A 22,938-nucleotide genomic window follows, 5' to 3' on the forward strand; every position below is an offset into this window, starting at 1 on the left:
TTACCCCAGCAGCGAGATGTCGGCCACGCCCAGGAACAGACCGCGCAGGCGGCTGAGCAGGGCATAACGGTTGGCACGCACCTTGGCATCCTCGGCATTGACCATCACCGCCTCGAAGAAGGCGTCGACCGGATCGCGCAGGGCCGCCAGGCGCGCCAGCGACTCGCTGTACTGGCGCGCGGCTGCCATTGGCTGCACGGCCTGGTCGGCCTGCTGGATCGCCGAGTACAGGGAGAACTCGTTGGCGTTGTCGAAGTACTTCGGCTCGACCTGCTCGGCGATGGCGCCCTCGGCCTTGCTCAGCAGGTTCGACACGCGCTTGTTCACCGCGGCCAGGGCCTCGGCTTCCGGAAGCTTGCGGAAGGCCTGTACGGCCTGCACGCGCTGGTCGAAGTCCAGTGCCGAAGCCGGCTTCAGGGCACGTACCGACAGGTAGGTGGCCACATCGACGCCTTCGTCTTCATAGCGTGCACGCAGGCGATCGAAGATGAACTCCAGCACCTGGTCAGCCAGGCCGGCAGCCTTGACCTTGGTGCCGAACTGCTTGACCGCGAACTCGACCGCAGCGCTCAGGTCCAGGTCCAGCTGCTTCTCGATCAGGATGCGCAGCACGCCGAGGGCGGCGCGACGCAGTGCGTAGGGATCCTTGCTGCCGGTCGGCAGCATGCCGATGCCGAAGATGCCGACCAGGGTGTCGAGCTTGTCGGCGATGGCCACGGCGGCACCGGTGAGGGTCTCCGGCAGCTCGGCGCCAGCACCGCGCGGCATGTACTGCTCGTTCAGTGCCAAGGCAACATCCTGCGGCTCACCATCGTTGACGGCATAGTAGTAGCCGGCGATGCCCTGCATTTCAGGGAATTCGCCGACCATCTCGGTGGCCAGGTCGCACTTGGACAGCAGGCCGGCGCGTCCGGCGTTGGCTGCGCTGCCGCCGATGAACGGGGCGATGTAGGCAGCCAGCCTGGAGACGCGCTCGGCCTTGTCGAAGACCGTGCCCAGCTGGGCCTGGAACACCACGTTCTTCAGGCGTTCGTTGAAGGTTTCCAGAGGCTGCTTCTTGTCTTGCTTGAAGAAGAACTCGGCGTCGGTCAGGCGTGGACGCACGACCTTCTCGTTACCCTCGACGATCTGCTTCGGATCGCGGCTCTCGACGTTGGCCACGGTGATGAAGCGCGGCAGCAGCTTGCCTTCGCTGTCGAGCAGGCAGAAGTACTTCTGGTTGTCCTGCATGGTGGTGATCAGGGCTTCCTGCGGCACCTCCAGGAAGCGTTCTTCGAACGAACACACCAGCGGCACCGGCCATTCGACCAGCGCAGTCACTTCATCCAGCAGCGCTGGCGGCACGATGGCGCTGCCTTCCTGCTGCAGGGCCAGCTCTGCGGTGCGCTTGGCGATCAGCTCGCGACGCTCGGAGAAGTCGGCCAGCACGTAGGCCTTGCGCAGGTCCTCGACGTAGTTGGCCGGGGTGGTGACGCGCACGTTTTCCGGGTGGTGGAAGCGGTGGCCGCGCGACTCGCGCCCGGCTTTCTGCGAAAGGATGGTGCAGTCGACCACCTGGTCGCCCAGCAGCATCACCAGCCACTGAGTGGGGCGCACGAACTCTTCACGGCTGGCGGCCCAGCGCATGCGCTTGGGGATCGGCAGGTCGTTGAGCGAGTCTTCCACGATGGTCGGCAGCAGGCTGGCGGTGGCCTTGCCCGGAATGTGCTGGGAGAAGCGCAGCTTGGCGCCGCTCTGGTCGATTTCCGACAGCTCCACGCCACACTTCTTGGCGAAGCCCAGTGCGGCCTGGGTCGGATTGCCGTCGGCGTCGAAGGCGGCCTGGCGGGGCGGGCCATCGATGTTGATGCTGCGGTCGGGCTGTTGCACGTCGAGCTGGCGGATCAGCACGGCCAGGCGGCGCGGCGCGGCGTACACCGACTTGCCGGTGTAGTTCAGGCCGGCAGCCTGCAGGCCTTTCTCGATGCCGGCCAGGAAGGCGTCGCCCAGCGAAGCCAGGGCTTTGGGTGGCAGCTCTTCGGTGCCCAGTTCAACCAGGAAATCTTGAGCACTCATTGTGCAGCCTCCAGCTTGGCCAGTACTTCGTCACGCAGTTCAGGGGATGCCATCGGGAAGCCCAGGCGTGCACGGGCTTGCAGGTAGCTTTGCGCAACGTCCCGGGCCAGGGTGCGCACGCGCAGGATGTAGCGCTGGCGCTCGGTCACCGAGATGGCGCGACGGGCGTCGAGCAGGTTGAAGGTGTGCGAAGCCTTCAGGACCATTTCGTAGGTCGGCAGCGGCAGGTCCAGCTTGATCAGGCGGTTGGCTTCGCTTTCGTAGAAGTCGAACAGCTCGAACAGTTTCTCGACGTTGGCGTGCTCGAAGTTGTAGGTCGACTGCTCCACTTCGTTCTGGTGGAACACATCGCCATAGGTGACCTTGCCGAACGGGCCGTCGGCCCAGACCAGGTCGTACACCGAATCGACACCCTGGATGTACATGGCCAGGCGCTCCAGGCCATAGGTGATCTCACCGGTGACCGGGTAGCACTCGATGCCGCCGACCTGCTGGAAGTAGGTGAACTGGGTCACTTCCATGCCGTTGAGCCAGATTTCCCAACCCAGGCCCCAGGCACCCAGTGTCGGCGATTCCCAGTTGTCTTCGACGAAGCGGATATCGTGGACCAGCGGATCCAGGCCGATGGCCTTCAGCGAACCCAGGTACAGCTCCTGGAAGTTGGCCGGGTTCGGCTTGAGCACCACCTGGAACTGGTAGTAGTGCTGCAGGCGGTTGGGGTTTTCGCCATACCGTCCGTCGGCAGGGCGACGGCTAGGCTGCACGTAGGCAGCGTTCCAGGTCTCCGGGCCGACGGCGCGCAGGAAGGTAGCGGTGTGGAAAGTGCCGGCGCCTACTTCCATATCGTAGGGCTGAAGTACCACACAACCTTGCTCGGCCCAGTAGTTCTGCAGGGCGAGGATCAGGTCTTGGAAGGTACGCACGGCTGGCGTAGGCTGGCTCACGAAATTCACCTGTATCTGGGGATGCGGATGTAAAGAGCGGGAGTATAACCCGATTCGCCTCGCCCTCTACGTAATTGGAGCCTTATGCCACGCTGCTTTTGGTGTACCGACGATCCCCTGTACCAGGCCTACCATGACCAGGAATGGGGAACCCCGCAGCGCGACCCGGCGTTGCTCTTCGAGATGCTTTTGCTCGAAGGGTTCCAGGCGGGTCTGTCATGGATCACCGTGCTGAAGAAGCGCGAGCGCTATCGCCAGGTGCTGGAGGGCTTCGATCCGGTGAAACTGGCCGAGATGAGCGACGCGCGGATAGAAGAGCTGATGCTCGATCCGGGCATCATCCGCAACCGTCTCAAGCTCAACGCCGTGCGCCGCAACGCGCGGGCATGGCTGGCGCTGGAAAACCCCGGCGAGTGGCTGTGGTCGTTCGTCGGCGGCGCGCCGAAGATCAATCACTTCCAGGGGCGTGCCGAGATCCCGGCGATCACCGACGAAGCCAAGGCGATGAGCAAGGCTCTGCAGAAGAAAGGCTTCACCTTCGTCGGCCCGACCATCTGCTACGCCTTCATGCAGGCCACCGGCATGGTCATGGACCACACCACCGATTGCGATCGCTACGCCGCGCTGGTGCGCTGAGGCGTTACAATGCGCGCCTTGCAGAAATAAGGAATTGGCCTGTGGAAAAGTTCAAGGGCGCCCTGATGGTCGGGGTGCTGCGCCTGTTCGCCAAGCTGCCCTGGAGCGCGGTGCAGCGCGTCGGTGCCGGCATCGGCTGGCTGATGTGGAAAATCCCCAACGGTTCGCGCAACGTGGTGCGGATCAACCTCGCCAAGTGCTTCCCGGAAATGGACGCTGCCGAGCGTGAACAGCTGGTAGGCCGTGCGCTGAAGGATATCGGCAAGTCGTTCGTCGAGAGTGCCTGGGCCTGGATCCGTCCGCCGCAGGGCTCGCTCGACCTGGTCAAGGAAGTGCATGGCCTGGAAGTGCTCGAGCAGGCGCTGGCCTCGGGCAAGGGCGTGGTCGGCATCACCAGCCACCTGGGCAACTGGGAGGTGCTGAACCACTTCTACTGCAACCAGTGCAAGCCGATCATCTTCTACCGCCCACCCAAGCTCAAGGCGGTGGACGACCTGCTGCGCGAGCAGCGCGTGCAGATGGGCAACCGCGTGGCGCCTTCGACCAAGGAAGGCATCCTCAGCGTGATCAAGGAAGTGCGCCGTGGCGGCCAGGTGGGCATTCCGGCCGACCCTGAGCCGGCCGAGTCGGCGGGGGTGTTCGTGCCCTTCCTCGGCACCCAGGCGCTGACCAGCAAGTTCGTGCCGAACATGCTGGCCGGTGGCAAGGCGGTGGGGGTGTTCCTGCATGCCCTGCGCCTGCCGGACGGCTCCGGCTTCAAGGTGTTCCTGGAGGCGGCGCCCGAAGCGATGTACAGCGAGGATGTGGCCGTATCGGCGGCGGCCATGAGCAAGGTGGTCGAGCGTTACGTGCGCGAGTACCCGAGCCAGTACATGTGGAGCATGAAGCGCTTCAAGAAGCGCCCGGCGGGCGAGGCGCGCTGGTACTGAGTTATCCACACATTGTAGGAGCGCCGAACCGCCGCTCCTACAAGGACCGCGGGGTCTGTCAGGCTTGGTTGAGCTTCTTCAGGAACACGGTCATCTCTTTCTCGGCCTGCTTGTCGCCATGCGCCTGGGCCGCGACGATCCCCTCCTCCCAGGCCTTGCGCGCTGCAGCGATGTCGCCTTCGAGCTGATACGCCTTGCCCAGCAGCTTCCACGCTGCCGAGTACTTCGGGTCCTGCTGCACGCAACTGGCCAGGTGCACCGCCGCTTCGGCGCCCTTGCCTTCGTCCAGCCAGGCCTTGCCCAGGCCAAACCTCAGCAGCGGGTTATCCACACCCTTGGCCAGCATCTTTTCCAGCGATTCGCGCATGTCCTTTCCCCTAGAAGAAACTCAGGCCGACGTGGAACAGCTTCTCCACGTCGCGAATGTGCTTTTTATCCACAACGAACAGGATCACATGGTCGCCGGTCTCGATCACCGTGTCGTCGTGGGCGATCAGCACCTCTTCGTCGCGGATGATCGCGCCGATGGTGGTGCCGGGTGGCAGGGCGATATCCTCGATGGCCTTGCCGATCACCTTGCTCGACTTCGAATCGCCATGCGCCACCGCCTCGATGGCTTCCGCTGCACCGCGGCGCAGCGAGTGCACGCTGACGATATCGCCACGGCGCACGTGTGCCAGCAGGGTGCCGATGGTCGCCAGCTGCGGGCTGATGGCGATGTCGATGTCGCCGCCCTGCACCAGGTCGACGTAGGCCGGGTTGTTGATCAGGGTCATCACCTTGCGCGCACCCAGGCGCTTGGCCAGCAGCGACGACATGATGTTGGCCTCGTCGTCGTTGGTCAGGGCCAGGAAGATATCGGCCTCGGCGATGTTCTCCTCGAGCATCAGGTCTTTGTCCGAGGCGCTGCCCTGCAGCACCACGGTGCTCTCGAGGTTGTCCGAAAGGTGTCGGCAGCGCGCCGGATTCATCTCGATGATCTTCACCTGGTAGCGGCTTTCGATGGCTTCGGCCAGGCGCTCGCCGATCTGCCCGCCACCGGCGATGACCACGCGCTTGTTGGTTTCGTCGATCCGCCGCAGTTCGCCCATCACCGCACGGATGTCCTTCTTCGCGGCGATGAAGAACACCTCGTCGTCGGCCTCGATCACCGTGTCGCCATGGGGCTTGATCGGCCGGTCGCGGCGGAAGATCGCCGCCACGCGGGTATCGACGTTGGGCATGTGCGCGCGGATCTGGCGCAGCTGCTGGCCCACCAGCGGGCCGCCGTAGTAGGCCTTGACCGCCACCAGCTGCGCCTTGCCCTCGGCGAAGTCGATCACCTGCAGGGCACCAGGGTGCTCGATCAGGCGCTTGATGTAGTTGGTCACTACTTGCTCGGGGCTGATCAGCACGTCCACCGGAATGTGGTCGTTGTCGAACAGTTCTTCGCGTGAGAGGTAGGAGGATTCGCGCACCCGGGCGATCTTGGTCGGGGTGTGGAACAGCGAGTAGGCCACCTGGCAGGCGACCATGTTGGTCTCGTCGCTGTTGGTCACTGCCACCAGCATGTCGGCGTCGTCGGCACCCGCCTGGCGCAGCACCGTAGGCAGTGAGGCGCGGCCCTGCACGGTGCGGATGTCGAGGCGGTCGCCCAGGTCGCGCAGGCGCTCGCCGTCGGTGTCGACCACGGTGATGTCGTTGGCTTCGCTCGCCAGGTGTTCGGCCAGCGTGCCGCCTACCTGCCCTGCGCCGAGGATGATGATCTTCATCCGCTACTCCCTACCTTTGGTCCTTTACCCGCGCGAGGCGGCGATCTTGATCAGCTTGGCATAGTAGAAGCCGTCGTGACCGCCTTCCTGGGCCAGCAACTGGCGCCCGTGGGGCTGGCGCAGGCCGGCCTCGGTCGCCAGGTCGAGCTCGCGGGCACCGGGGGTGCGGGCGAGGAAGGCGGCGATCACTTCGGTGTTCTCGGTCGGCAGGCTCGAACAGGTGGCGTAGAGCAGCATGCCGCCGACTTCGAGGGTCGGCCACAGCGCATCGAGCAGCTCGCCCTGCAGCGCGGCGAGGGCCGGGATGTCCTCGGCCTGGCGGGTCAGCTTGATGTCCGGGTGGCGACGGATCACGCCGGTGGCCGAGCACGGGGCATCGAGCAGGATGCGCTGGAACGCCTTGCCGTCCCACCAGCTGGCGGTGTCGCGGGCGTCGCAGGCGATCAGCTCGGCGTCGAGCTTGAGGCGCTCGAGGTTCTCGCGCACCCGCGCCAGGCGCTTGGCTTCAAGATCGATGGCGACCATCTGCGCCAGGCCCGGCTCGGCTTCGAGCAGGTGGCAGGTCTTGCCGCCCGGGGCGCAGCAGGCATCGAGCACGCGTTGGCCGGGTGCCAGCTCCAGCAGGTCGGCCGACAGCTGTGCGGCTTCGTCCTGCACGCTGACCCAGCCGTCGGCGAAGCCCGGCAGGCCGCGCACATCGCAGGCCTCGGCCAGGACGATGCCGTCACGGCTGAACAGGCAGGCGCTGGCGCCGATGCCAGCGTCGGCCAGCAGCGCCAGATACGCATCACGGCTGTGATGGCGGCGGTTGACCCGCAGGATCATCGGTGGGTGTGCGTTGTTGGCGGCGCAGATGGCTTCCCACTGCTCCGGCCAGAAGGCCTTGAGCGACTTCTGCAGCCAGCGCGGGTGGGCAGTGCGTACCACCGGGTCGCGCTCCATGTCGGCGAGCAGTGCCTCGCCCTCACGCTGGGCGCGGCGCAGCACGGCGTTGAGCAGGCCCTTGGCCCAGGGCTTCCTGAGCTTGTCGGCGCAGCCGACCGTCTCGCCGATGGCGGCGTGGGCCGGAATGCGCGTGTAGAACAGCTGGTACAGGCCGACCAGCAGCAGCGCCTGCACATCGGCATCAGCAGCCTTGAAGGGTTTCTGCAGCAACTGCGCGGCAAGCAGGTCCAGGCGTGGCTGCCAGCGGGCGGTGCCGAAGGCCAGGTCCTGGGTCAGGCCGCGGTCGCGCTCCTCGACCTTGTCCAGTTGCGCGGGCAGCGAGCTGTTCAGCGAGGCCTTGCCGCCGAGTACGGCGGCCAGGGCGCGGGCGGCGGCCAGGCGTGGGTTCATTGGCCGAGCACCTTGCCGCTTGCGAACTTCTCGCGACGGCTGTTGAACAGGTCGCTGAAGGCCAGGGCCTTGCCCCCGGGCAGTTGCAGGCGGGTCAGGCTCAGGGCGCCGTCAGCGCAGGCGACCACCAGGCCGTCCTTGCTGGCTGACAGGATTTCGCCCGGAGCGCCGTTGCCTGTGGATACGTTCGCGCCCAGCACCTTTACGGTTTCGCCGTCGAGGGTGCTGTGGCACACCGGCCACGGGTTGAAGGCGCGGATCAGGCGCTCCAGCTCTACGGCCGGGCGGTTCCAGTCCAGGCGCGCTTCGTCCTTGTTCAGCTTGTGTGCATAAGTGGCCAGGGCGTCGTCCTGCACCTCGCCCTGCAGGCTGCCGTCGGCCAGGCCGGCAATGGCTTGCACCACGGCGCCCGGGCCCAGCTGGGCGAGGCGGTCGTGCAGGCTGCCGCCGGTGTCTTCGGCGCTGATCGGTGTGCTGACCTTGAGCAGCATCGGTCCGGTGTCCAGGCCCGCTTCCATGCGCATCACGGTCACGCCGCTCTCGGCATCGCCCGCCTCGACGGCGCGCTGGATCGGCGCCGCGCCACGCCAGCGTGGCAGCAGGGAGGCGTGGCTGTTGATGCAGCCAAGGCGCGGGATATCCAGCACCGCCTGCGGCAGGATCAGGCCATAGGCGACCACCACCATCAGGTCTGGCTTCAGTGCGGCGAGTTCAGCCTGCGCTTCGGCGTTGCGCAGGGTTGGCGGCTGCAGTACCGGGATGTCGTTGGCCAGGGCCAGCTGCTTGACCGGGCTGGGCATGAGCTTCTGGCCACGACCGGCCGGACGGTCCGGCTGGGTGTAGACGGCCACGATCTCGTACGGGCTGTCGAGCAGGGCCTTGAGGTGTTCGGCGGCAAACTCTGGGGTGCCTGCGAAGACGATGCGCATGGAGTTCTCGCTGCAAAAAAGAAAAAGGCTTGCCGGAGCAAGCCTTCTGGAAGGTGGCGATCAGGCTTGCTGGCGGTGCTGCTTTTCCAGCTTTTTCTTGATCCGGTCGCGTTTGAGCTGCGACAGGTAATCGACGAACAGCTTGCCGTTGAGGTGATCGAACTCGTGCTGCACGCATACCGCCAGCAGACCCTCGGCCTCGAGCACGAAGGGCTTGCCGTCGCGGTCCTGGGCCTTGACCCGCACTCGCAGCGGGCGGTCGACGTTCTCGTAGAAGCCCGGTACCGACAGGCAGCCTTCCTGGTACTGGCCCATGTCGTGGGTCAGCTCTTCGACGCTGGGGTTGATGAACACCCGCGGCTCGCTGCGATCTTCGGAAAGGTCCATTACCACGACCTGCTGATGGACGTTGACCTGGGTCGCGGCCAGGCCGATGCCGGGCGCTTCGTACATGGTTTCAAACATGTCGTCGATCAGCTGGCGCAGGGCGTCGTCGAACTCCGTTACCGGTTTGGCGATGGTGCGCAGGCGCGGGTCGGGGAATTCGAGGATGTTCAAGATGGCCATAAGGTCAGGCAGTCACTGTGCGTTTGGTTGAAAACTGAGCACACATAATAAAGGGAATTGGCGGATTCGGCACCTGGCAAAGCTCGGCTAGGGTTTCAGGCGTCCCGGTAACGGGAACTGCTGTTGCCGGGGTAGCCCGTGCCAGGCAGCGCGGTGGCTTTTTCGCGGGTGGACCCGCTTGCGCAATGCGGCACCGCTGCGGGAATTAATGGACAGCTTTTCAAAGTATTATCAACACAGTTATCCACAGGTTTTGCCTCGTGGACGGCTGTCTGCCGATCAAGGATGATCCGCCATGCCGACCTACCATTCATCGACTTGTCCGCCCGCCGAACTGGAAGCGCGCTTGCGTCTGCACAGCCTGCCCGAGGTCGGTTCGCGACGTTTTCGCACCCTCATCGACGCCTTCGGCAGCGCCTCTTCGGCGCTCAGTGCACCTGCTGGCGCCTGGCGTTCGCTCAAGCTTCCAGAAGCCTGCGCCGAGGCCCGGCGCAGTGCCGAAGTGCGCACTGCAGCAAGCGCTACAATGGCCTGGCTAGAGCATCCGGCCCAGCATTTGCTGATGTGGGACGACCCTGGCTACCCTGCGTTGCTGGCCGAAACCGACGACGCGCCGCCGTTGTTGTTCGTTGCCGGAAACCCGCAGTTGCTGGAGCGTCCGCAACTCGCGGTGATCGGCAGCCGCCGCGCATCGCCCCCGGCGCTGGACACTGCGGCGGCGTTTTCCCGCTACCTGGCCCGAGGCGGTTTCACCATCACCAGCGGCCTGGCGCTGGGCATCGACGGCGCCGCTCATCGGGGCGCGCTGGAGGCAGGCGGTAGCACAATTGCCGTACTTGGCACGGGTCTGCAGAAAATTTATCCACAGCGCCATCGAACGCTTGCGCAAGCCATTGTCGAGGGGGGTAGTGCGCTGGTTTCCGAGTTCCCGCTGGACGCCGGCGCGCAGCCTGGCAACTTCCCCCGGCGCAACCGCATCATCAGCGGTCTGTCGCTGGGTGTGCTGGTGGTGGAAGCGAGCCTGGCCAGCGGTTCGTTGATCACTGCGCGCCTGGCGGCGGAGCAAGGGCGCGAGGTGTATGCCATTCCGGGCTCGATCCACCATCCCGGCGCCAAGGGTTGTCACCAGTTGATTCGCGATGGTGCACTGCTGGTCGAGAGCGTCGAGCAGATCGTCGACAGCCTGCGTGGCTGGCAGAACTTGCCGCCCGCGCCTGTGGACAACCCCGATCATCCGCTGCTCGCCCTGCTGATCGTCGCGCCGCAGACCAGCGAGGCCCTGGCGCACAGTAGCGGCCTGCCGCTGGCCCAGGTGCTGGCCAGCCTCACCGAGCTTGAGCTCGACGGCCGGGTCAGCAATGAAGCTGGGCGTTGGTTTGCCCGTTGCGGCTAAGTACACTGCGCATCAGGCTTAAAGCGGAGAGACAGCAATGGTGAGCAGTTGGCGTGTGCAACAAGCCGCACGTGAGATTCGGGCGGGCGCGGTGATCGCCTATCCGACGGAAGCGGTCTGGGGCCTGGGCTGCGACCCATGGAACGAAGACGCGGTGTATCGCCTGCTGGCGCTCAAGGCGCGGCCTGTGGACAAGGGCCTGATCCTGGTCGCCGACAACATTCGGCAGTTCGACTTCCTGTTCGAGGACTTCCCCGAAGACTGGATCGACCGCATGGGCAGCACCTGGCCGGGGCCGAACACCTGGCTGGTGCCGCACCAGGACCTGCTGCCCGAATGGGTGACCGGTCAGCACGACACCGTGGCGCTGCGCGTCAGCGATCACCCCCAGGTGCGCGAGCTGTGCGCACTGGTCGGGCCGCTGATCTCCACCTCGGCCAACCCGGCCGGGCGCCCGGCGGCCAAGAGCCGGTTGCGGGTGGAGCAGTATTTCCACAACGAGCTGGACCTGGTGCTCGGTGGGGCGCTGGGCGGGCGCAGGAATCCGAGCGTGATTCGCGATCTGGTCACGGGCGAGGTGGTGCGGCCGGGGTGATTGTTCGACACCTTGCCGCTCTCAGGCTTTTCTGATTCTGATCCTTGAGGCTGCACTTTTCTGATTTAGGGAAATATCCTACGCAGCCTGTCGACCGCCATTACCTTCTCAGTGGGAACGTCTACCTCTAGTCTCCAGATCGTCGCCGAACAACTTGGCGATCGGGTGTGGTAACCCGGGAAAACTGAGAAAGACGATGCCGTCATGGCGGCTGTACGCGGGAGGCTTTCGAGCCTACCGGGGTCTTTGTCTTTTCTCCTCCGGCTTACCACCCCGTGTACAGCTGCCACCCTCATTCGTGTGGTAACGAGTGTCGTGTCAGCAAATATCGAGCGAGAAATGACATGACCGATAAGCTGATTCCGGATCCACCACTCCCCAAAACCACCGCCCACCCCTTCGGCCGCTGCGACGCCGGCCATCCCCCGCTCTTCACCGTCAACCCCGACATCGATCCCCACGACGCCTTGGTCCACGTCGCGCTCTACCTGCGCTGTGCCTACGACACTGGCATCAAAGCCATTGACCACCTGAACGAGGGAGGTCGGGGCATGTTCTGGTCGAGCCTGCATGCCATCGAACTGGCAGAGGGGCTGGTCGAGGCGATGCTGGATGGGATCGAGTCTAAGCCAACACCTTGGAAAGCGCCCTGAGGTTATGACCTTGAAAAATCCAGCTAACGTCGCTTTGGATGAGACTGAATATTTGCTTGCGAGTAAACGTAATACGAGTCGCCTGAATGCCTCTATCAAGCAATTCCGGAAAGGCGTATGCCTAATAGTTTGGAAGCCTTCGCAGACAGTGCGACCAGGTGAGAAGTCGAGTGCAACTCGCCATCGATAGCTTACTTGGAAGCACTTGTTCTTTAGCTATTCTTGAGAGCGGTGTTGGTTTCAGGGGACTCTGATCTCCAAGGGTGAATATTTCTTATTTTAGGGAAGTTTCCTACGCAGGCTGATGACTCGAGTAGAACCCTATATGGGAGCGGGTTCGGCACGCCGAACCACCGCTCCCGCAAGAGTCAGGGCAATAGCACCGTCGACCCCACCGTCTGCCGCGCCGACAACGCTTCCTGTGCCTTCGCCGCCTCGCTCAATGGATAGCGCTGCTGGATATCTACCACCAGCTTGCCGCTGGCAATCATCGCGAACAGGTCATCTGCCATGGCCTGGGTGTTCTCGGCGTTGTTGGCGTAGCTGCCCAGGGTCGGGCGGGTCACGTACAGCGAGCCCTTCTGCGACAGGATGCCCAGGTTCACGCCGCTCACGGCGCCGGAGGCGTTGCCGAAGCTCACCATCAGGCCGCGCGGACGCAGGCAGTCGAGCGAGGTCAGCCAGGTGTCGGCACCGACGCCGTCGTACACCACCGCGCACTTCTTGCCGTCGGTCAGTTCCAGCACGCGCTTGGCCACGTCTTCATGGCTGTAGTCGATGGTCGCCCAAGCCCCCAGCACCTTGGCGCGTTCGGCTTTTTCAGGCGAGCTGACCGTACCGATCAGCTTGGCGCCCAAGGCCTTGGCCCATTGGCAGGCCAGCGAGCCAACGCCCCCTGCGGCGGCGTGGAACAGGATGAAGTCGCCGGGCTGTACGGCGTAGGTCTGCTTGAGCAGGTACTGGGTGGTCAGGCCCTTGAGCATCACTGCTGCAGCCTGCTCGAAACTGATGCTGTCGGGCAGCTTGACCAGGTTCGCTTCCGGCAGGGTGTGGTACTCGCCATAGGCGCCCAGCGGCCCGCCGCCGTAGCCCACGCGGTCACCGACCTTCAGGCGGGTGACCCCCTCGCCCACCGCATCGACCACGCCGGCACCTTCGGTGCCCAGGCCTGAAGGCAGTGATGGCGGCGCGTAGAGCCCGCCACGGAAATAGGTGTCGATGAAATTCAAACCGATCGCATGGTTGCGCACGCGCACCTGCTGCGGACCGGGTGGGGTCGGCTCGAAGTCCACAAGCTGCAGGACTTCCGGGCCACCATGCTGGCTGAACTGAATACGCTTGGCCATCACACACTCCTGTCGTCGTCATCGCAAAGGCCCTCTATCGGACGCCTTTGCTTGACTGCCGTCAACTGCGGCGCGGCGCTGGCCGGTGGTATGCTACGCGGCGAATTCCTCCCTGCCCTTCCCAGGTGACCCGATGACCAGCCGCACCGAGGCCGTGAAGGCCTATCTGCTCGACCTGCAAGACCGCATCTGCACCGCCCTCGAAACCGAGGATGGCGGCGCCCGCTTCGTCGAGGATGCCTGGGTTCGCGAAGCCGGCGGCGGCGGTCGTACCCGGGTGATCGGTGACGGTCAGCTGATCGAGAAAGGCGGGGTCAACTTCTCCCATGTGTTCGGCGCCGGCCTGCCGCCGTCGGCCAGCGCGCACCGCCCGGAGCTGGCCGGTCGTGGCTTCGAGGCGCTGGGCGTGTCGCTGGTGATCCACCCGCACAACCCGCATGTACCGACCTCCCACGCCAACGTACGCTTCTTCATCGCCGAGAAGGAAGGCGAGGAACCGGTGTGGTGGTTCGGCGGCGGCTTCGACCTGACCCCGTACTACGGCAACGAGGAAGACTGCATCCACTGGCACCGCGTCGCCGAGCAGGCCTGTGCGCCCTTCGGCGCCGAGGTCTACCCGCGCTACAAGGCCTGGTGCGACCGTTACTTCCACATCAAGCACCGCGCTGAACCGCGCGGTATTGGCGGGCTGTTCTTCGATGACCTGAACGAGTGGGATTTCGACACCTGCTTCGCCTTCATCCGCGCCATCGGCGATGCCTACATCGATGCCTACCTGCCGATCGTGCAACGGCGCAAGGCCACGCCCTGGACGCCTGAGCAGCGCGAGTTCCAGGAATTCCGCCGCGGGCGCTATGTCGAGTTCAACCTGGTCTACGACCGCGGCACGCTGTTCGGCCTGCAGTCTGGCGGGCGCACCGAGTCGATCCTCATGTCGCTGCCGCCGCAGGTGCGCTGGGGTTACGACTGGAAGGCCGCACCCGGCAGCGAGGAAGCGCGCCTGACCGAGTACTTCCTGCAGGACCGCGACTGGCTTGGCCAGTAAGCCTGTGGATAAACGAGGAGCCCCCATGGACCAGTACGTCGTTTTCGGCAACCCCATCGGCCACAGCAAGTCGCCGTTGATCCACCGCCTGTTCGCCGACCAGACCGGCCAGGACCTGGAATACAACACCCTGCTGGCGCCGCTGGACGAGTTCAGCGATTGCGCCCGCGGCTTTTTCAAGCAGGGCAGCGGCGCCAATGTCACCGTGCCGTTCAAGGAAGAGGCCTACCGCCTGTGCGACAGCCTCACGCCTCGGGCACAACGCGCGGGCGCTGTGAATACCCTGACCAAGTTGCCCGACGGCACGCTGCAGGGCGACAACACCGATGGTGCGGGCCTGGTGCGCGACCTGACGGTGAATGCCGGTGTCAGCCTGGCGGGCAAGCGCATCCTGATTCTCGGTGCGGGGGGCGCGGTGCGCGGGGTGCTGGAGCCGATCCTGGCGCACCAGCCGCAGTCGCTGGTGATCGCCAATCGCACGGTGGAAAAGGCCGAGCAACTGGCGCACGAATTCGACGAACTCGGGCCGGTGGTGGCCAGTGGGTTCGCCTGGCTGCAGGAGCCCGTGGACGTGATCATCAATGCCACTTCGGCGAGCCTGTCGGGCGAGTTGCCGCCGATTGCCGAGAGCCTGGTCGAGGCCGGGCGCACGGTGTGCTACGACATGATGTATTCCAAGGAGCCGACGCCGTTCTGCCAGTGGGCGACCAGGCTCGGCGCGGCGAAGGTGCTGGACGGGCTGGGGATGCTGGCCGAACAGGCGGCCGAGGCGTTTCATGTGTGGCGCGGGGTTCGGCCGCAGACCGGGCCGGTGCTGGATGAGCTGCGACGGCAGTTGGCGCGGGGGTAAGCTGGCAATCTCATCGCGGGGTACCTATGGGAGCGGGCTTGTCCCGCGATTGGGCCGCAACGCGGCCCCGTGCCCTACTCCTCGAACCTGATCGGGCACCTCTCGGCCCCCTCCAGCTTCTGCAGCTCCTCGATCACCTGGGGCCTGGCCCGCTGCAACGTCAGGCTGCCGCCATTGCGCACCAGCCGCCGAGCCTCGCGGTGCAACATGTCCACACCCGAATAGTCGATGAAGTTGATCTGCCGTGCGTCGATCACCACATGCGGCCCCTGGCAGCGCTGCAGGCGAACCTGCAGGTAATGCGCCGCGCCAAAGAAGATCGAACCACCGACCCGCAGCATATCCGTCTCCCCTTCCCGGCTCTGCTGCACCCGTGGCCGCGAGGTGCGCTTGAGGTAGAAGAACAGCGACGCCAGCACCCCGGCGTAGATCGCCGTCTGCAACTCCAGCAGCAGGGTCGCGGCGGCAGTCAGCGCCATCACCAGGAACTCCGAACGGCTGACCCGGAACAACGCACGAATCGCCCGGTGATCCACCAGCCCCCAGCAGATCAGAAGGATGCTGCCGGCCATCGCCGGAACCGGCAGGTGCGCGATCAGCCCGGCGCCGGCGACGGCGAACAGTGCCACCCATAGCGCCGAGAACACCCCGGCCATCGGTGAGCGCGCACCGGCGTCGAAGCTGAGCCCGGAGCGGGTGAATGACCCGGCCGACAGGTAGCCCGAGAAAAATCCACCGACCATGTTGGAAAAGCCCTGGGCGCGGATTTCCTGATCGGCGTCGATCAGTTGTTCCGAACGTGCCGACAACGAACGGGCGATCGACAGGCTGGTGACCAGCCCCAGCATGCCCACTGCCACCGCGCTGGGTAGCAGGCGCAGGATCAGGTCCAGGTCGAGCAGCGGTAGCGGGCTCAATGGCGGCAACCGACCGCTGAAGGCGGCAACACGCGGCACCTCACCGAAATGATTCGGCAGCAGCCAGGCCACCAGGCTGACCAGCAGCAGACTTGTCAACAGGGCGGGCCAGCGCGGGCGCCACAGTTTCAGAGCAATGCCGATGAACAAGGTGGCCAAGCCCAGCGCCAGCGACGGTACATCCACCTCGCGGGCGTGGGCGAACAGATCCTCGGCGGCCCTGAGCGCCGTGGCCTGACTGGGCAGGTCGATGCCCATCAGGTTCGGCAGTTGGCCAAGGGCAATGACGATGGCCGCGCCCAAGGTGAAGCCCAGCACCACGGAATGGGAGACGAAGTTGACCAGCGTGCCGAAGCGCAACAGCCCCAGCAGCAGTTGGAACACCCCGCCGAGAAAGGTCAGCAGCAGGACAAGGGTCACGTAGTCGTCGCTGCCGGCAATGGCCAACGGGCTGACGCTGGCGTAGAGGACGATGGAAATGGCGGCGGTGGGTCCGCAGATCAGGTGCCAGGAAGAGCCCCACAGGCAGGCGATCAGCACCGGCACGATGGCCGCGTACAGACCGTATTCGGCCGGCAGGCCGGCGATCAGGGCGTAGGCGATGGATTGCGGGAGGGCGAGGATAGCGCCGCTCAGGCCTACCAGCAGGTCTTGGCGCAGGCTGCGGCGCGACTGCCGAGGGAGCCAGGCGAGAAAAGGCAGCAGGTGGGTCAGGCGCGGCATGGGTTATTCACAGTCCTGATGCTTGCCCGCTTTCTGGAGCGGATCGATACCAACCGTGGGCTTGCCCGCGAATGCGTCAGTGAAAGCATTCGCGGGCAAGCCCGCTCCCACAGTGAAGGCTCAGAGGCTGGCCTTCACGGCCGCCAGTGCATCGCCGTCGGACTTGCTGCTCACGCCGGCCAGCCAGGCATCCAGTACCTGTGGATGGGCCTTGACCCACGCTTTGGCGGCCTGGTCGAAGCTGATCTTCTTGTCCACAACCTCGGCCATGATCGCGTTCTCCATATCCAGAGTGAACCTGAGATTGCCCAGCAGCCTGGCAGCATTCGGGCACGCCTGTGGATAACCGTTGCGCACCAGGGTGAACACCTCGCCCTTGCTGCCGAACCATTTCTCGCCGCCGGTGAGGTAGTGCATCTTCAGTTTCACGTTCATCGGGTGCGGCGTCCAACCGAGGAAGGTGATGAACTGGTTCTTCTTCACCGCACGATCCACCTGCGCCAGCATCGCCTGCTCGCTGGACTCGATCAGCTTCCATTGCCCGAGGTTGAATTCATTTTTGTCGATGATTTCCTTGAGCGACAGGTTGGCGGGCGCGCCGGAGCCGATGCCGTAGAGCTTCTTGTCGAACTGGTCGGCGTGATTTTGCAGGTCGGCGAAGGTCTTGATGCCGGCGTTCCAGACGTAATCGGGCACCGCCAAAGTGAACTCGGTGCCTTCGAGGTTGCGCGACAACTGCTTCACATCGCCGCTGGCGATGAACTTGTCATGGAAGCCTTGCTGCGCCGGCATCCAGTTGCCGAGGAAGGCATCCACGCGGCCGTCTTTCAGGCCGCCGTAGATGATCGGTACGGCCAGGCTGTCGATCTTCACCTGGTAGCCCAGGCTCTCGAACAGCAGGCGGGTGATGGCGTTGGTCGAAGCGATGTCGCTCCAGCCGGGGTCGGCCAGTTTCACGGTGCTGCATTGCGCGTCGCTGTCGGCCGCCTCGGCGGCCTGGGCGGACAGGACGCCCAGGGCCAGGGCGATCACGGCGGTGGAGAACTTCTGCATGGCGGCCTCTCTTCTCAATCCATGGGTGCGGGCTGTGGATAACGTGCCTTGCGCTCGAGGTCATCGAGATCGATGTGGTTACGCATGTACTGTTGGCTGGCGTCCACCAACGGTTGGTGGTCCCAGCTTTTCAGCGTGCCGATGGCCAGCGCCTCGGCTACCAGGCGGCGGCGCCGCTGGCTGGCCAGCACCTGCTGGCGCAGGACGGGAACGTCCCAGCGCTGGCGGGCTTCATCGACAAATGCCTGCAGCAGCGCCTGGTGATCCGGGCTGGCGGCGAGGTTCTCCCGCTCGTGCGGGTCGCGACTCAGGTCGTAGAGTAGACACGGGTCGTCTTCGCTGTACACGAACTTGTACGCGCCCCGTCGAATCATCATCAGCGGCCCGACCGTGCCTTCGGCCATGTATTCGCCGATCACCTCGTCGTGACCGCCCTGTCCTTGCAGATGGCCGAGCAGCGAGCGGCCGTCCAGGTGCAGGCTGTTATCCACAGCCCCGCCGGCCAGTTCGACCAGGGTGGGCAGCAGGTCGCAGGTGGAGACGCTGGCGCTGACCCGCGCCGCAGCGAAGCGCTTGGGTGCATGCACCAGCAACGGCACCCGCGCCGACATCTCGAACCAGTGCATCTTGTACCAGAGTCCGCGCTCGCCAAGCATGTCGCCGTGGTCGCCGGAGAACAGGATCAGCGTGTCGTCGGCCAGGCCGCAATCCTCGAGGGTCTGCAGCAGCTTGCCGATGTTGTCGTCGATGTAGCTGCAGGCGCCGAAGTAGGCGCGGCGGGCGTCGCGGATCTTGTCCACAGGCAGGGGCTTGTCCCACAGGTCGTAGACCTTGAGCAGGCGCTGGGCGTGTGGGTCCTGCTGATCCTGGGCGATTTCGTCGCGTGGCAGGGGGATGTCCACACCGTCGTAGAGATCCCAGTAGCGCTTGGGAATGGTGTAGGGGTCGTGCGGGTGGGTCATCGAGACGGTCAGGCAGAACGGCCGGCCGTCGTCCTCGCGAACGTGGTCGTACAGGTACTGCTGCGCCTTGAACACCACTTCCTCGTCGAAATCCAGCTGGTTGGTGCGTACGCACGGCCCGGCCTGGAGCACCGAGGACATGTTGTGGTACCAGCTCGGGCGCACGTCGGGGGCGTCCCAGTTCACCGCCCAGCCGTAGTCGGCAGGATAGATGTCGCTGGTCAGGCGCTCTTCGTAGCCATGCAGTTGGTCGGGGCCGCAGAAGTGCATCTTGCCCGACAGCGCAGTGCGATAGCCGAGGCGGCGCAGGTAGTGGGCGTAAGTCGGAATGTCGGCGGGAAAGTCCGCAGCGTTGTCGTAGGCACCGATGCGACTGGGCAACTGGCCGCTGACCAGGGTGAAGCGCGACGGCGCACACAGCGGGCTGTTGCAGTAGGCCGAATCGAAGACCACGGCCTGTTCGGCGAGGCGGGCGAGGTTGGGCATCCTGATCGGCGAAGGGTTGTAGATCGGCAGCAGCGGTGCGGCCATCTGGTCGGCCATGATGAACAGGATATTGGGTTGCTTCATGGGGTGCCCTTCCATCGTCGAACGTTATGTGAATAGCTTGTGTTCGAGGATGGAGCTGTGGATAACATGGGTAAAGCCCATGGCGGGCAATGACTGGGATTAGCTGAGGTTATGTTTGAGCACCTTGCAGGGATGTCGCTGGAGAGCTTGCGCGTGTTCGAGGCGGCAGCGCGCCTGCGCGGGTTCACGGCGGCGGCACTGGAACTGGGCACCACGCAGCCGGCGGTGAGCCAGCAGGTCAAGCGGCTGGAGGCGCAGTTGGGCACGCGCCTGTTCGACCGGATCTACCGGGGGATCGAGCTGACGGACGCGGGCCAGTCGCTGTTCGAACAGATCCACCAGGGTTTGCAGGCGATGGACGACGGCATCGCGGAGGTCAGCGGCCGGGGGCAGCGCGAGGTGCTGCAGGTGGCCACCGACTTCGCCTTTGCCGCCTTCTGGCTGATGCCGCGCTTGCAGCGCTTCCACGAGGCTTATCCACAGGTGGACGTGAGCCTGGTGACCGGAGAGCGCAGCCAGGGGATGCTGCGCCCGGACATCGATGTGGCTGTGCTGTTTGGCGACGGGCGCTTTCATCAGGGCGAAAGCCGCTGGCTGTTCGACGAGGAGGTCTTTCCGGTCTGCAGCCCTCGGCTGACTGATGGCAAACCCTTGCCAGCCGAGGCTTTGCAGCGTTTGCCTCTGTTGCACCTGCGCGGTGAACAGGCCAGCCGCTGGTTCGACTGGGCCGGGGTGTTTCGCGGTTTCGGCGTGGTCAGCCCGCCGCCGCCGGGGCAGTTGCGCTTCGACAATTACACCCTGCTGATCCAGGCGGCGATTGCCGGGCAAGGGGTGGGGATTGGTTGGGCGCATCTGGTCGATGGGCTGGTCGAGCAAGGGTTGCTGTGTCGGCCGGTGGAGGGGAGTTTGCGCTCGTCGCGCGGCTATTACGTGGTGTTGCCGCCACGCAAACGGCGGGGGGCGTTGATCGAGCGGTTTGTGCAGTGGCTGGAGGTTGAGCGTAGTCTATGAGGGCCCTTTCGCGGGCAAGCCCGCTCCCACAGGTTTCTGAAGAGCTCAAGCCCGGTGATGTTTTTGTGAGAGCGGACGTAAAGTCGTACAGGAGTTATCGTGCAGAGGATCAAGGCATACCACGCCCACGTGTATTACGACGCATCGACGATGGCGCAGGCACGGGAGTTGTGCGAAGAGGCAGCAAGACTGTTTCCGGTGGAAATGGGGCGCATGCACCAGAAGCCCGTTGGACCGCACCCGGACTGGAGCTGCCAGCTGGCCTTCGGGCCTGAGGTGGTGGGTGTGGTGCTGCCGTGGCTGGCGCTGTACCGCAGGGGGTTGGTGGTGTTTCTGCACCCGCTCACCGGTGATGAGCTGGCGGACCATCGTGACCATGCGATCTGGATGGGGGCGATCAGGCCACTGGACCTGTCGATCTTCAAGCAATAGCGGTGATCGATTCGCGGGTAAACCCGCTCCCACAGGGTTCGGTGTCATTCCTGTGGGAGCGGGTTCACCCGCGAAGCAAGCGCCACCGGATCAGCGACGGGCGCCGCGTACCCCTTCAGCCAGCGCCGAACACAGGCTCAGCACGTCGCTCACGGCCTGCTCGGGCGACTTGGCCTGGGCGATCTTGTCGACCAGTGCCGAGCCCACCACCACGCCATCGGACAGCTTGGCGATGGCTGCGGCCTGCTCCGGCGTGCGGATACCGAAGCCCACGGCAATCGGCAGCTGGGTGTGGCGACGCAGGCGGGCGGTGGCCTCCTTGACGTGCTCGGTGGTGCCGGAGCCGGCGCCGGTCACACCGGCCACCGAGACGTAGTAGACGAAGCCCGAACTGCGCTCGAGCACGCGCGGCAGGCGCACATCGTCGGTGGTCGGGGTGGTCAGGCGGATGAAGTCGATACCGGCGGCCTGCGACGGCGTCGCCAGCTCGGCATCGTGCTCCGGCGGCAGGTCGACGATGATCAGGCCATCTACCCCGACAGCCTTGGCTTCTTCGACGAAGCGCTGCACACCGAAGCGGTGGATCGGGTTGTAGTAGCCCATCAGCACGATCGGCGTGGTCTGGTTGTCGGCACGGAATTCGCGGACCATCTGCAGGGTTTTCGCCAGGGTCTGCCCGGCTTCCAGGGCGCGCAGGGTGGCGAACTGGATTGCCACGCCGTCGGCCATCGGGTCGGTGAAGGGCATGCCCAGCTCGATCACGTCGGCGCCAGCTGCAGGCAGGCCCTTGAGGATTTCCAGCGAGGCGTCGTAGCCCGGGTCGCCAGCGGTGATGAAGGTGACCAGCGCCGAGCGGCCTTCGGCCTTCAGCTCGGCGAAACGTTGTTCAAGACGGCTCATGCCTGTTTCTCCTGGGCGGCCATGTGGTTCATCACGGTTTGCATGTCCTTGTCGCCGCGGCCCGACAGGCACACGACCATCAAGTGGTCCTTCGGCAAGCCTGGGGCGCGCTTGAGGGCTTCGGCCAGGGCATGGGAGCTTTCCAGTGCCGGGATGATGCCTTCGAGACGGCAGGTGGCGTGGAAGGCATCCAGGGCTTCGTCGTCGGTGATGCTGGTGTACTCGACGCGCTTCACTTCGTGCAGGTAGGCGTGCTCCGGGCCGATGCCGGGGTAGTCCAGGCCGGCGGAAATCGAGTGGGCGTCGGTGATCTGGCCGTCGTCGTCCTGCAGCAGGTAGGTGCGGTTGCCGTGCAGTACGCCAGGCACGCCACCGTTGAGGCTCGCCGCGTGCTTGTCGGTATGCACGCCGTGGCCGCCGGCTTCGACGCCGATGATCTGCACGCTTTCATCCTGGAGGAAGTCGTGGAACAGGCCCATGGCGTTGGAGCCGCCGCCGACGCAGGCGATCAGGCTGTCGGGCAGGCGCCCTTCCTTCTCGTGCAACTGCGCGCGGGTTTCCTTGCCGATGATCGACTGGAAGTCGCGGACCATCGCCGGATAGGGGTGCGGGCCGGCCACGGTGCCGATCAGGTAGAAGGTGTCTTCGACGTTGGTGACCCAGTCGCGCAGGGCCTCGTTCATGGCGTCCTTCAGGGTGCCGGTGCCTGCGGTGACCGGGACGATCTCGGCGCCCAGCAGCTTCATGCGGAACACGTTGGCCTGCTGGCGCTCGATGTCGGTGGCGCCCATGTAGATCACGCAGGGCAGGCCGAAGCGCGCGGCAACGGTGGCGGTGGCCACGCCGTGCATGCCGGCGCCGGTCTCGGCGATCAGGCGCTTCTTGCCCATGCGCTTGGCCAGCAGCACCTGGCCGATGCAGTTGTTCACCTTGTGCGCGCCGGTGTGGTTGAGCTCTTCACGCTTGAGGAAGATCTTCGCGCCGCCGCAGTGTTCGGTCAGGCGTTCGGCGAAGTACAGCGGGTTCGGGCGGCCGATGTAGTCGCGCTGGAAGTAGGCGAGCTGTTCGAGGAACTCGGGGTCGGCCTTGGCCGCTTCGTATTCGCGGGCCAGGTCCAGGACCAGCGGCATCAGGGTTTCGGCTACGTAGCGGCCGCCGAACGAGCCGAACAGGCCGTTGGCGTCGGGGCCGGGGCGGTATTGGGACTGGGACATGGGGCGCTCCATAGGTGTCTGGATGGAAAGATCGTGTTGCCTTCTTCGCGGGCAAGCCCGCTCCCACAGGGGAGGTGTGATGCTGAATGCAGCACTTGTGGGAGCGGGCTTGCCCGCGAAGAGGCCAC

General features: G+C 65.1%; 22 protein-coding genes. 9 read left to right on the top strand and 13 right to left on the bottom strand.

Annotated features, from left to right (window positions below):
- Both glyS and glyQ read right to left on the bottom strand, forming a co-directional pair.
- On the bottom strand, positions 1-2,055 hold the full coding sequence (gene glyS / locus AC1TXO_RS00070; RefSeq protein ID WP_486404497.1) for a glycine--tRNA ligase subunit beta: 2,055 nt from the start codon (positions 2,053-2,055) through the stop codon (positions 1-3).
- Positions 2,052-2,999, bottom strand: a complete 948-nt coding sequence (gene glyQ / locus AC1TXO_RS00075; RefSeq protein WP_217867764.1) for a glycine--tRNA ligase subunit alpha — start codon at positions 2,997-2,999, stop codon at positions 2,052-2,054. Before glyQ ends, glyS begins: the two co-directional genes overlap by 4 nt.
- 84 nt (positions 3,000-3,083) lie before the next feature.
- On the opposite strand from glyQ, the gene AC1TXO_RS00080 reads away from it, so the two are divergent.
- Positions 3,084-3,635 carry a DNA-3-methyladenine glycosylase I gene (locus tag AC1TXO_RS00080; RefSeq protein WP_486404498.1) on the top strand — a complete coding sequence of 184 codons (552 nt, stop codon included), beginning with the start codon at positions 3,084-3,086 and terminating at the stop codon, positions 3,633-3,635.
- A 41-nt stretch (positions 3,636-3,676) separates the two neighbouring features.
- Entirely contained in the window at positions 3,677-4,564 is an 888-nt protein-coding gene (locus AC1TXO_RS00085; protein WP_486404499.1) for a lysophospholipid acyltransferase, read from the top strand.
- Positions 4,565-4,622: 58 nt separating this feature from the next.
- Here AC1TXO_RS00085 and AC1TXO_RS00090 read toward each other — a convergent pair whose 3' ends face one another.
- The 5 genes from AC1TXO_RS00090 to def are packed head-to-tail and all read right to left on the bottom strand — an operon-like array spanning position 4,623 to position 9,146.
- The gene (locus AC1TXO_RS00090) at positions 4,623-4,931 is read right to left on the bottom strand and encodes a tetratricopeptide repeat protein (RefSeq protein ID WP_486404500.1); all 309 of its coding nucleotides are present in this window, start codon (positions 4,929-4,931) and stop codon (positions 4,623-4,625) included.
- 10 nt (positions 4,932-4,941) lie between these two features.
- Entirely contained in the window at positions 4,942-6,315 is a 1,374-nt protein-coding gene (gene trkA, locus AC1TXO_RS00095; protein WP_486404501.1) for a Trk system potassium transporter TrkA, read from the bottom strand.
- Between the two features lie 24 nt (positions 6,316-6,339).
- Positions 6,340-7,650 carry a 16S rRNA (cytosine(967)-C(5))-methyltransferase RsmB gene (gene rsmB, locus AC1TXO_RS00100; RefSeq protein WP_486404502.1) on the bottom strand — a complete coding sequence of 437 codons (1,311 nt, stop codon included), beginning with the start codon at positions 7,648-7,650 and terminating at the stop codon, positions 6,340-6,342.
- Positions 7,647-8,579 (bottom strand): methionyl-tRNA formyltransferase, encoded by a 933-nt coding sequence (fmt, locus tag AC1TXO_RS00105; RefSeq protein WP_486404503.1) that lies wholly within the window; start codon positions 8,577-8,579, stop codon positions 7,647-7,649. The genes rsmB and fmt overlap by 4 nt, the downstream gene beginning before the upstream one ends.
- Positions 8,580-8,639: 60 nt before the next feature.
- On the bottom strand, positions 8,640-9,146 hold the full coding sequence (gene def / locus AC1TXO_RS00110) for a peptide deformylase (protein ID WP_486404504.1): 507 nt from the start codon (positions 9,144-9,146) through the stop codon (positions 8,640-8,642).
- 295 nt (positions 9,147-9,441) lie between these two features.
- Here def and dprA point away from each other — a divergent pair, with 295 nt between their 5' ends.
- The 3 genes from dprA (at position 9,442) to AC1TXO_RS00125 (ending at position 11,787) form a co-directional block, all read left to right on the top strand.
- A complete protein-coding gene (gene dprA / locus AC1TXO_RS00115) occupies positions 9,442-10,539 on the top strand; it encodes a DNA-processing protein DprA (protein WP_486404505.1) in 1,098 nt (365 codons plus the stop codon).
- A gap of 37 nt (positions 10,540-10,576) precedes the next feature.
- Positions 10,577-11,134 carry an L-threonylcarbamoyladenylate synthase type 1 TsaC gene (gene tsaC / locus AC1TXO_RS00120; protein ID WP_486404506.1) on the top strand — a complete coding sequence of 186 codons (558 nt, stop codon included), beginning with the start codon at positions 10,577-10,579 and terminating at the stop codon, positions 11,132-11,134.
- Between the two features lie 344 nt (positions 11,135-11,478).
- Positions 11,479-11,787, top strand: a complete 309-nt coding sequence (locus tag AC1TXO_RS00125) for a hypothetical protein (protein WP_486404507.1) — start codon at positions 11,479-11,481, stop codon at positions 11,785-11,787.
- Positions 11,788-12,155: 368 nt separating this feature from the next.
- Here the strand turns inward: AC1TXO_RS00125 and AC1TXO_RS00130 are convergent, their stop codons facing one another.
- Positions 12,156-13,133, bottom strand: coding sequence for an NADPH:quinone reductase (locus tag AC1TXO_RS00130; protein WP_486404508.1), 978 nt, complete (start codon positions 13,131-13,133; stop codon positions 12,156-12,158).
- Between the two features lie 133 nt (positions 13,134-13,266).
- On the opposite strand from AC1TXO_RS00130, the gene hemF reads away from it, so the two are divergent.
- Both hemF and aroE read left to right on the top strand, forming a co-directional pair.
- Positions 13,267-14,178, top strand: a complete 912-nt coding sequence (hemF, locus tag AC1TXO_RS00135) for an oxygen-dependent coproporphyrinogen oxidase (protein WP_486404509.1) — start codon at positions 13,267-13,269, stop codon at positions 14,176-14,178.
- A gap of 25 nt (positions 14,179-14,203) precedes the next feature.
- Positions 14,204-15,028, top strand: coding sequence for a shikimate dehydrogenase (gene aroE, locus AC1TXO_RS00140; RefSeq protein WP_486404510.1), 825 nt, complete (start codon positions 14,204-14,206; stop codon positions 15,026-15,028).
- A 74-nt stretch (positions 15,029-15,102) separates the two neighbouring features.
- Here aroE and AC1TXO_RS00145 read toward each other — a convergent pair whose 3' ends face one another.
- The 3 genes from AC1TXO_RS00145 to betC all read right to left on the bottom strand — a co-directional run bounded on the left by AC1TXO_RS00145 (position 15,103) and on the right by betC (position 19,253).
- On the bottom strand, positions 15,103-16,668 hold the full coding sequence (locus tag AC1TXO_RS00145; protein ID WP_486404511.1) for a SulP family inorganic anion transporter: 1,566 nt from the start codon (positions 16,666-16,668) through the stop codon (positions 15,103-15,105).
- A 120-nt stretch (positions 16,669-16,788) separates the two neighbouring features.
- Entirely contained in the window at positions 16,789-17,721 is a 933-nt protein-coding gene (gene choX / locus AC1TXO_RS00150) for a choline ABC transporter substrate-binding protein (RefSeq protein ID WP_486404512.1), read from the bottom strand.
- Positions 17,722-17,735: 14 nt separating this feature from the next.
- Positions 17,736-19,253, bottom strand: a complete 1,518-nt coding sequence (gene betC / locus AC1TXO_RS00155; RefSeq protein ID WP_486404513.1) for a choline-sulfatase — start codon at positions 19,251-19,253, stop codon at positions 17,736-17,738.
- Positions 19,254-19,364: 111 nt separating this feature from the next.
- Here betC and AC1TXO_RS00160 point away from each other — a divergent pair, with 111 nt between their 5' ends.
- Both AC1TXO_RS00160 and AC1TXO_RS00165 read left to right on the top strand, forming a co-directional pair.
- The gene (locus AC1TXO_RS00160) at positions 19,365-20,264 is read left to right on the top strand and encodes a choline sulfate utilization transcriptional regulator (protein WP_486404514.1); all 900 of its coding nucleotides are present in this window, start codon (positions 19,365-19,367) and stop codon (positions 20,262-20,264) included.
- Positions 20,265-20,363: 99 nt separating this feature from the next.
- The gene (locus AC1TXO_RS00165) at positions 20,364-20,696 is read left to right on the top strand and encodes a DOPA 4,5-dioxygenase family protein (RefSeq protein ID WP_486404515.1); all 333 of its coding nucleotides are present in this window, start codon (positions 20,364-20,366) and stop codon (positions 20,694-20,696) included.
- Between the two features lie 90 nt (positions 20,697-20,786).
- Here AC1TXO_RS00165 and trpA read toward each other — a convergent pair whose 3' ends face one another.
- Together trpA and trpB are read right to left on the bottom strand one after the other, a co-directional pair.
- Positions 20,787-21,596: a tryptophan synthase subunit alpha gene (gene trpA, locus AC1TXO_RS00170; protein WP_486404516.1), complete on the bottom strand. Its 810-nt coding sequence runs from the start codon at positions 21,594-21,596 to the stop codon at positions 20,787-20,789.
- The gene (trpB, locus tag AC1TXO_RS00175; protein ID WP_486404517.1) at positions 21,593-22,810 is read right to left on the bottom strand and encodes a tryptophan synthase subunit beta; all 1,218 of its coding nucleotides are present in this window, start codon (positions 22,808-22,810) and stop codon (positions 21,593-21,595) included. The genes trpA and trpB overlap by 4 nt, the downstream gene beginning before the upstream one ends.
- Positions 22,811-22,938: the final 128 nt, after the last annotated feature.

The sequence above is a fragment of the Pseudomonas sp. FA117 genome (genome assembly GCF_057370475.1).

What these genes read in the sequence shown, in the direction of transcription:
- glyS (WP_486404497.1), bottom strand. Translation starts at nt 2,055, where the DNA reads ATGAGTGCTCAAGATTTCCTGGTTGAACTGGGCACCGAAGAGCTGCCA.
- AC1TXO_RS00080 (WP_486404498.1), top strand. Translation starts at nt 3,084, where the DNA reads ATGCCACGCTGCTTTTGGTGTACCGACGATCCCCTGTACCAGGCCTAC.
- AC1TXO_RS00090 (WP_486404500.1), bottom strand. Translation starts at nt 4,931, where the DNA reads ATGCGCGAATCGCTGGAAAAGATGCTGGCCAAGGGTGTGGATAACCCG.
- trkA (WP_486404501.1), bottom strand. Translation starts at nt 6,315, where the DNA reads ATGAAGATCATCATCCTCGGCGCAGGGCAGGTAGGCGGCACGCTGGCC.
- rsmB (WP_486404502.1), bottom strand. Translation starts at nt 7,650, where the DNA reads ATGAACCCACGCCTGGCCGCCGCCCGCGCCCTGGCCGCCGTACTCGGC.
- fmt (WP_486404503.1), bottom strand. Translation starts at nt 8,579, where the DNA reads ATGCGCATCGTCTTCGCAGGCACCCCAGAGTTTGCCGCCGAACACCTC.
- def (WP_486404504.1), bottom strand. Translation starts at nt 9,146, where the DNA reads ATGGCCATCTTGAACATCCTCGAATTCCCCGACCCGCGCCTGCGCACC.
- dprA (WP_486404505.1), top strand. Translation starts at nt 9,442, where the DNA reads ATGCCGACCTACCATTCATCGACTTGTCCGCCCGCCGAACTGGAAGCG.
- tsaC (WP_486404506.1), top strand. Translation starts at nt 10,577, where the DNA reads ATGGTGAGCAGTTGGCGTGTGCAACAAGCCGCACGTGAGATTCGGGCG.
- AC1TXO_RS00125 (WP_486404507.1), top strand. Translation starts at nt 11,479, where the DNA reads ATGACCGATAAGCTGATTCCGGATCCACCACTCCCCAAAACCACCGCC.
- AC1TXO_RS00130 (WP_486404508.1), bottom strand. Translation starts at nt 13,133, where the DNA reads ATGGCCAAGCGTATTCAGTTCAGCCAGCATGGTGGCCCGGAAGTCCTG.
- hemF (WP_486404509.1), top strand. Translation starts at nt 13,267, where the DNA reads ATGACCAGCCGCACCGAGGCCGTGAAGGCCTATCTGCTCGACCTGCAA.
- aroE (WP_486404510.1), top strand. Translation starts at nt 14,204, where the DNA reads ATGGACCAGTACGTCGTTTTCGGCAACCCCATCGGCCACAGCAAGTCG.
- AC1TXO_RS00145 (WP_486404511.1), bottom strand. Translation starts at nt 16,668, where the DNA reads ATGCCGCGCCTGACCCACCTGCTGCCTTTTCTCGCCTGGCTCCCTCGG.
- choX (WP_486404512.1), bottom strand. Translation starts at nt 17,721, where the DNA reads ATGCAGAAGTTCTCCACCGCCGTGATCGCCCTGGCCCTGGGCGTCCTG.
- betC (WP_486404513.1), bottom strand. Translation starts at nt 19,253, where the DNA reads ATGAAGCAACCCAATATCCTGTTCATCATGGCCGACCAGATGGCCGCA.
- AC1TXO_RS00160 (WP_486404514.1), top strand. Translation starts at nt 19,365, where the DNA reads ATGTTTGAGCACCTTGCAGGGATGTCGCTGGAGAGCTTGCGCGTGTTC.
- trpA (WP_486404516.1), bottom strand. Translation starts at nt 21,596, where the DNA reads ATGAGCCGTCTTGAACAACGTTTCGCCGAGCTGAAGGCCGAAGGCCGC.
- trpB (WP_486404517.1), bottom strand. Translation starts at nt 22,810, where the DNA reads ATGTCCCAGTCCCAATACCGCCCCGGCCCCGACGCCAACGGCCTGTTC.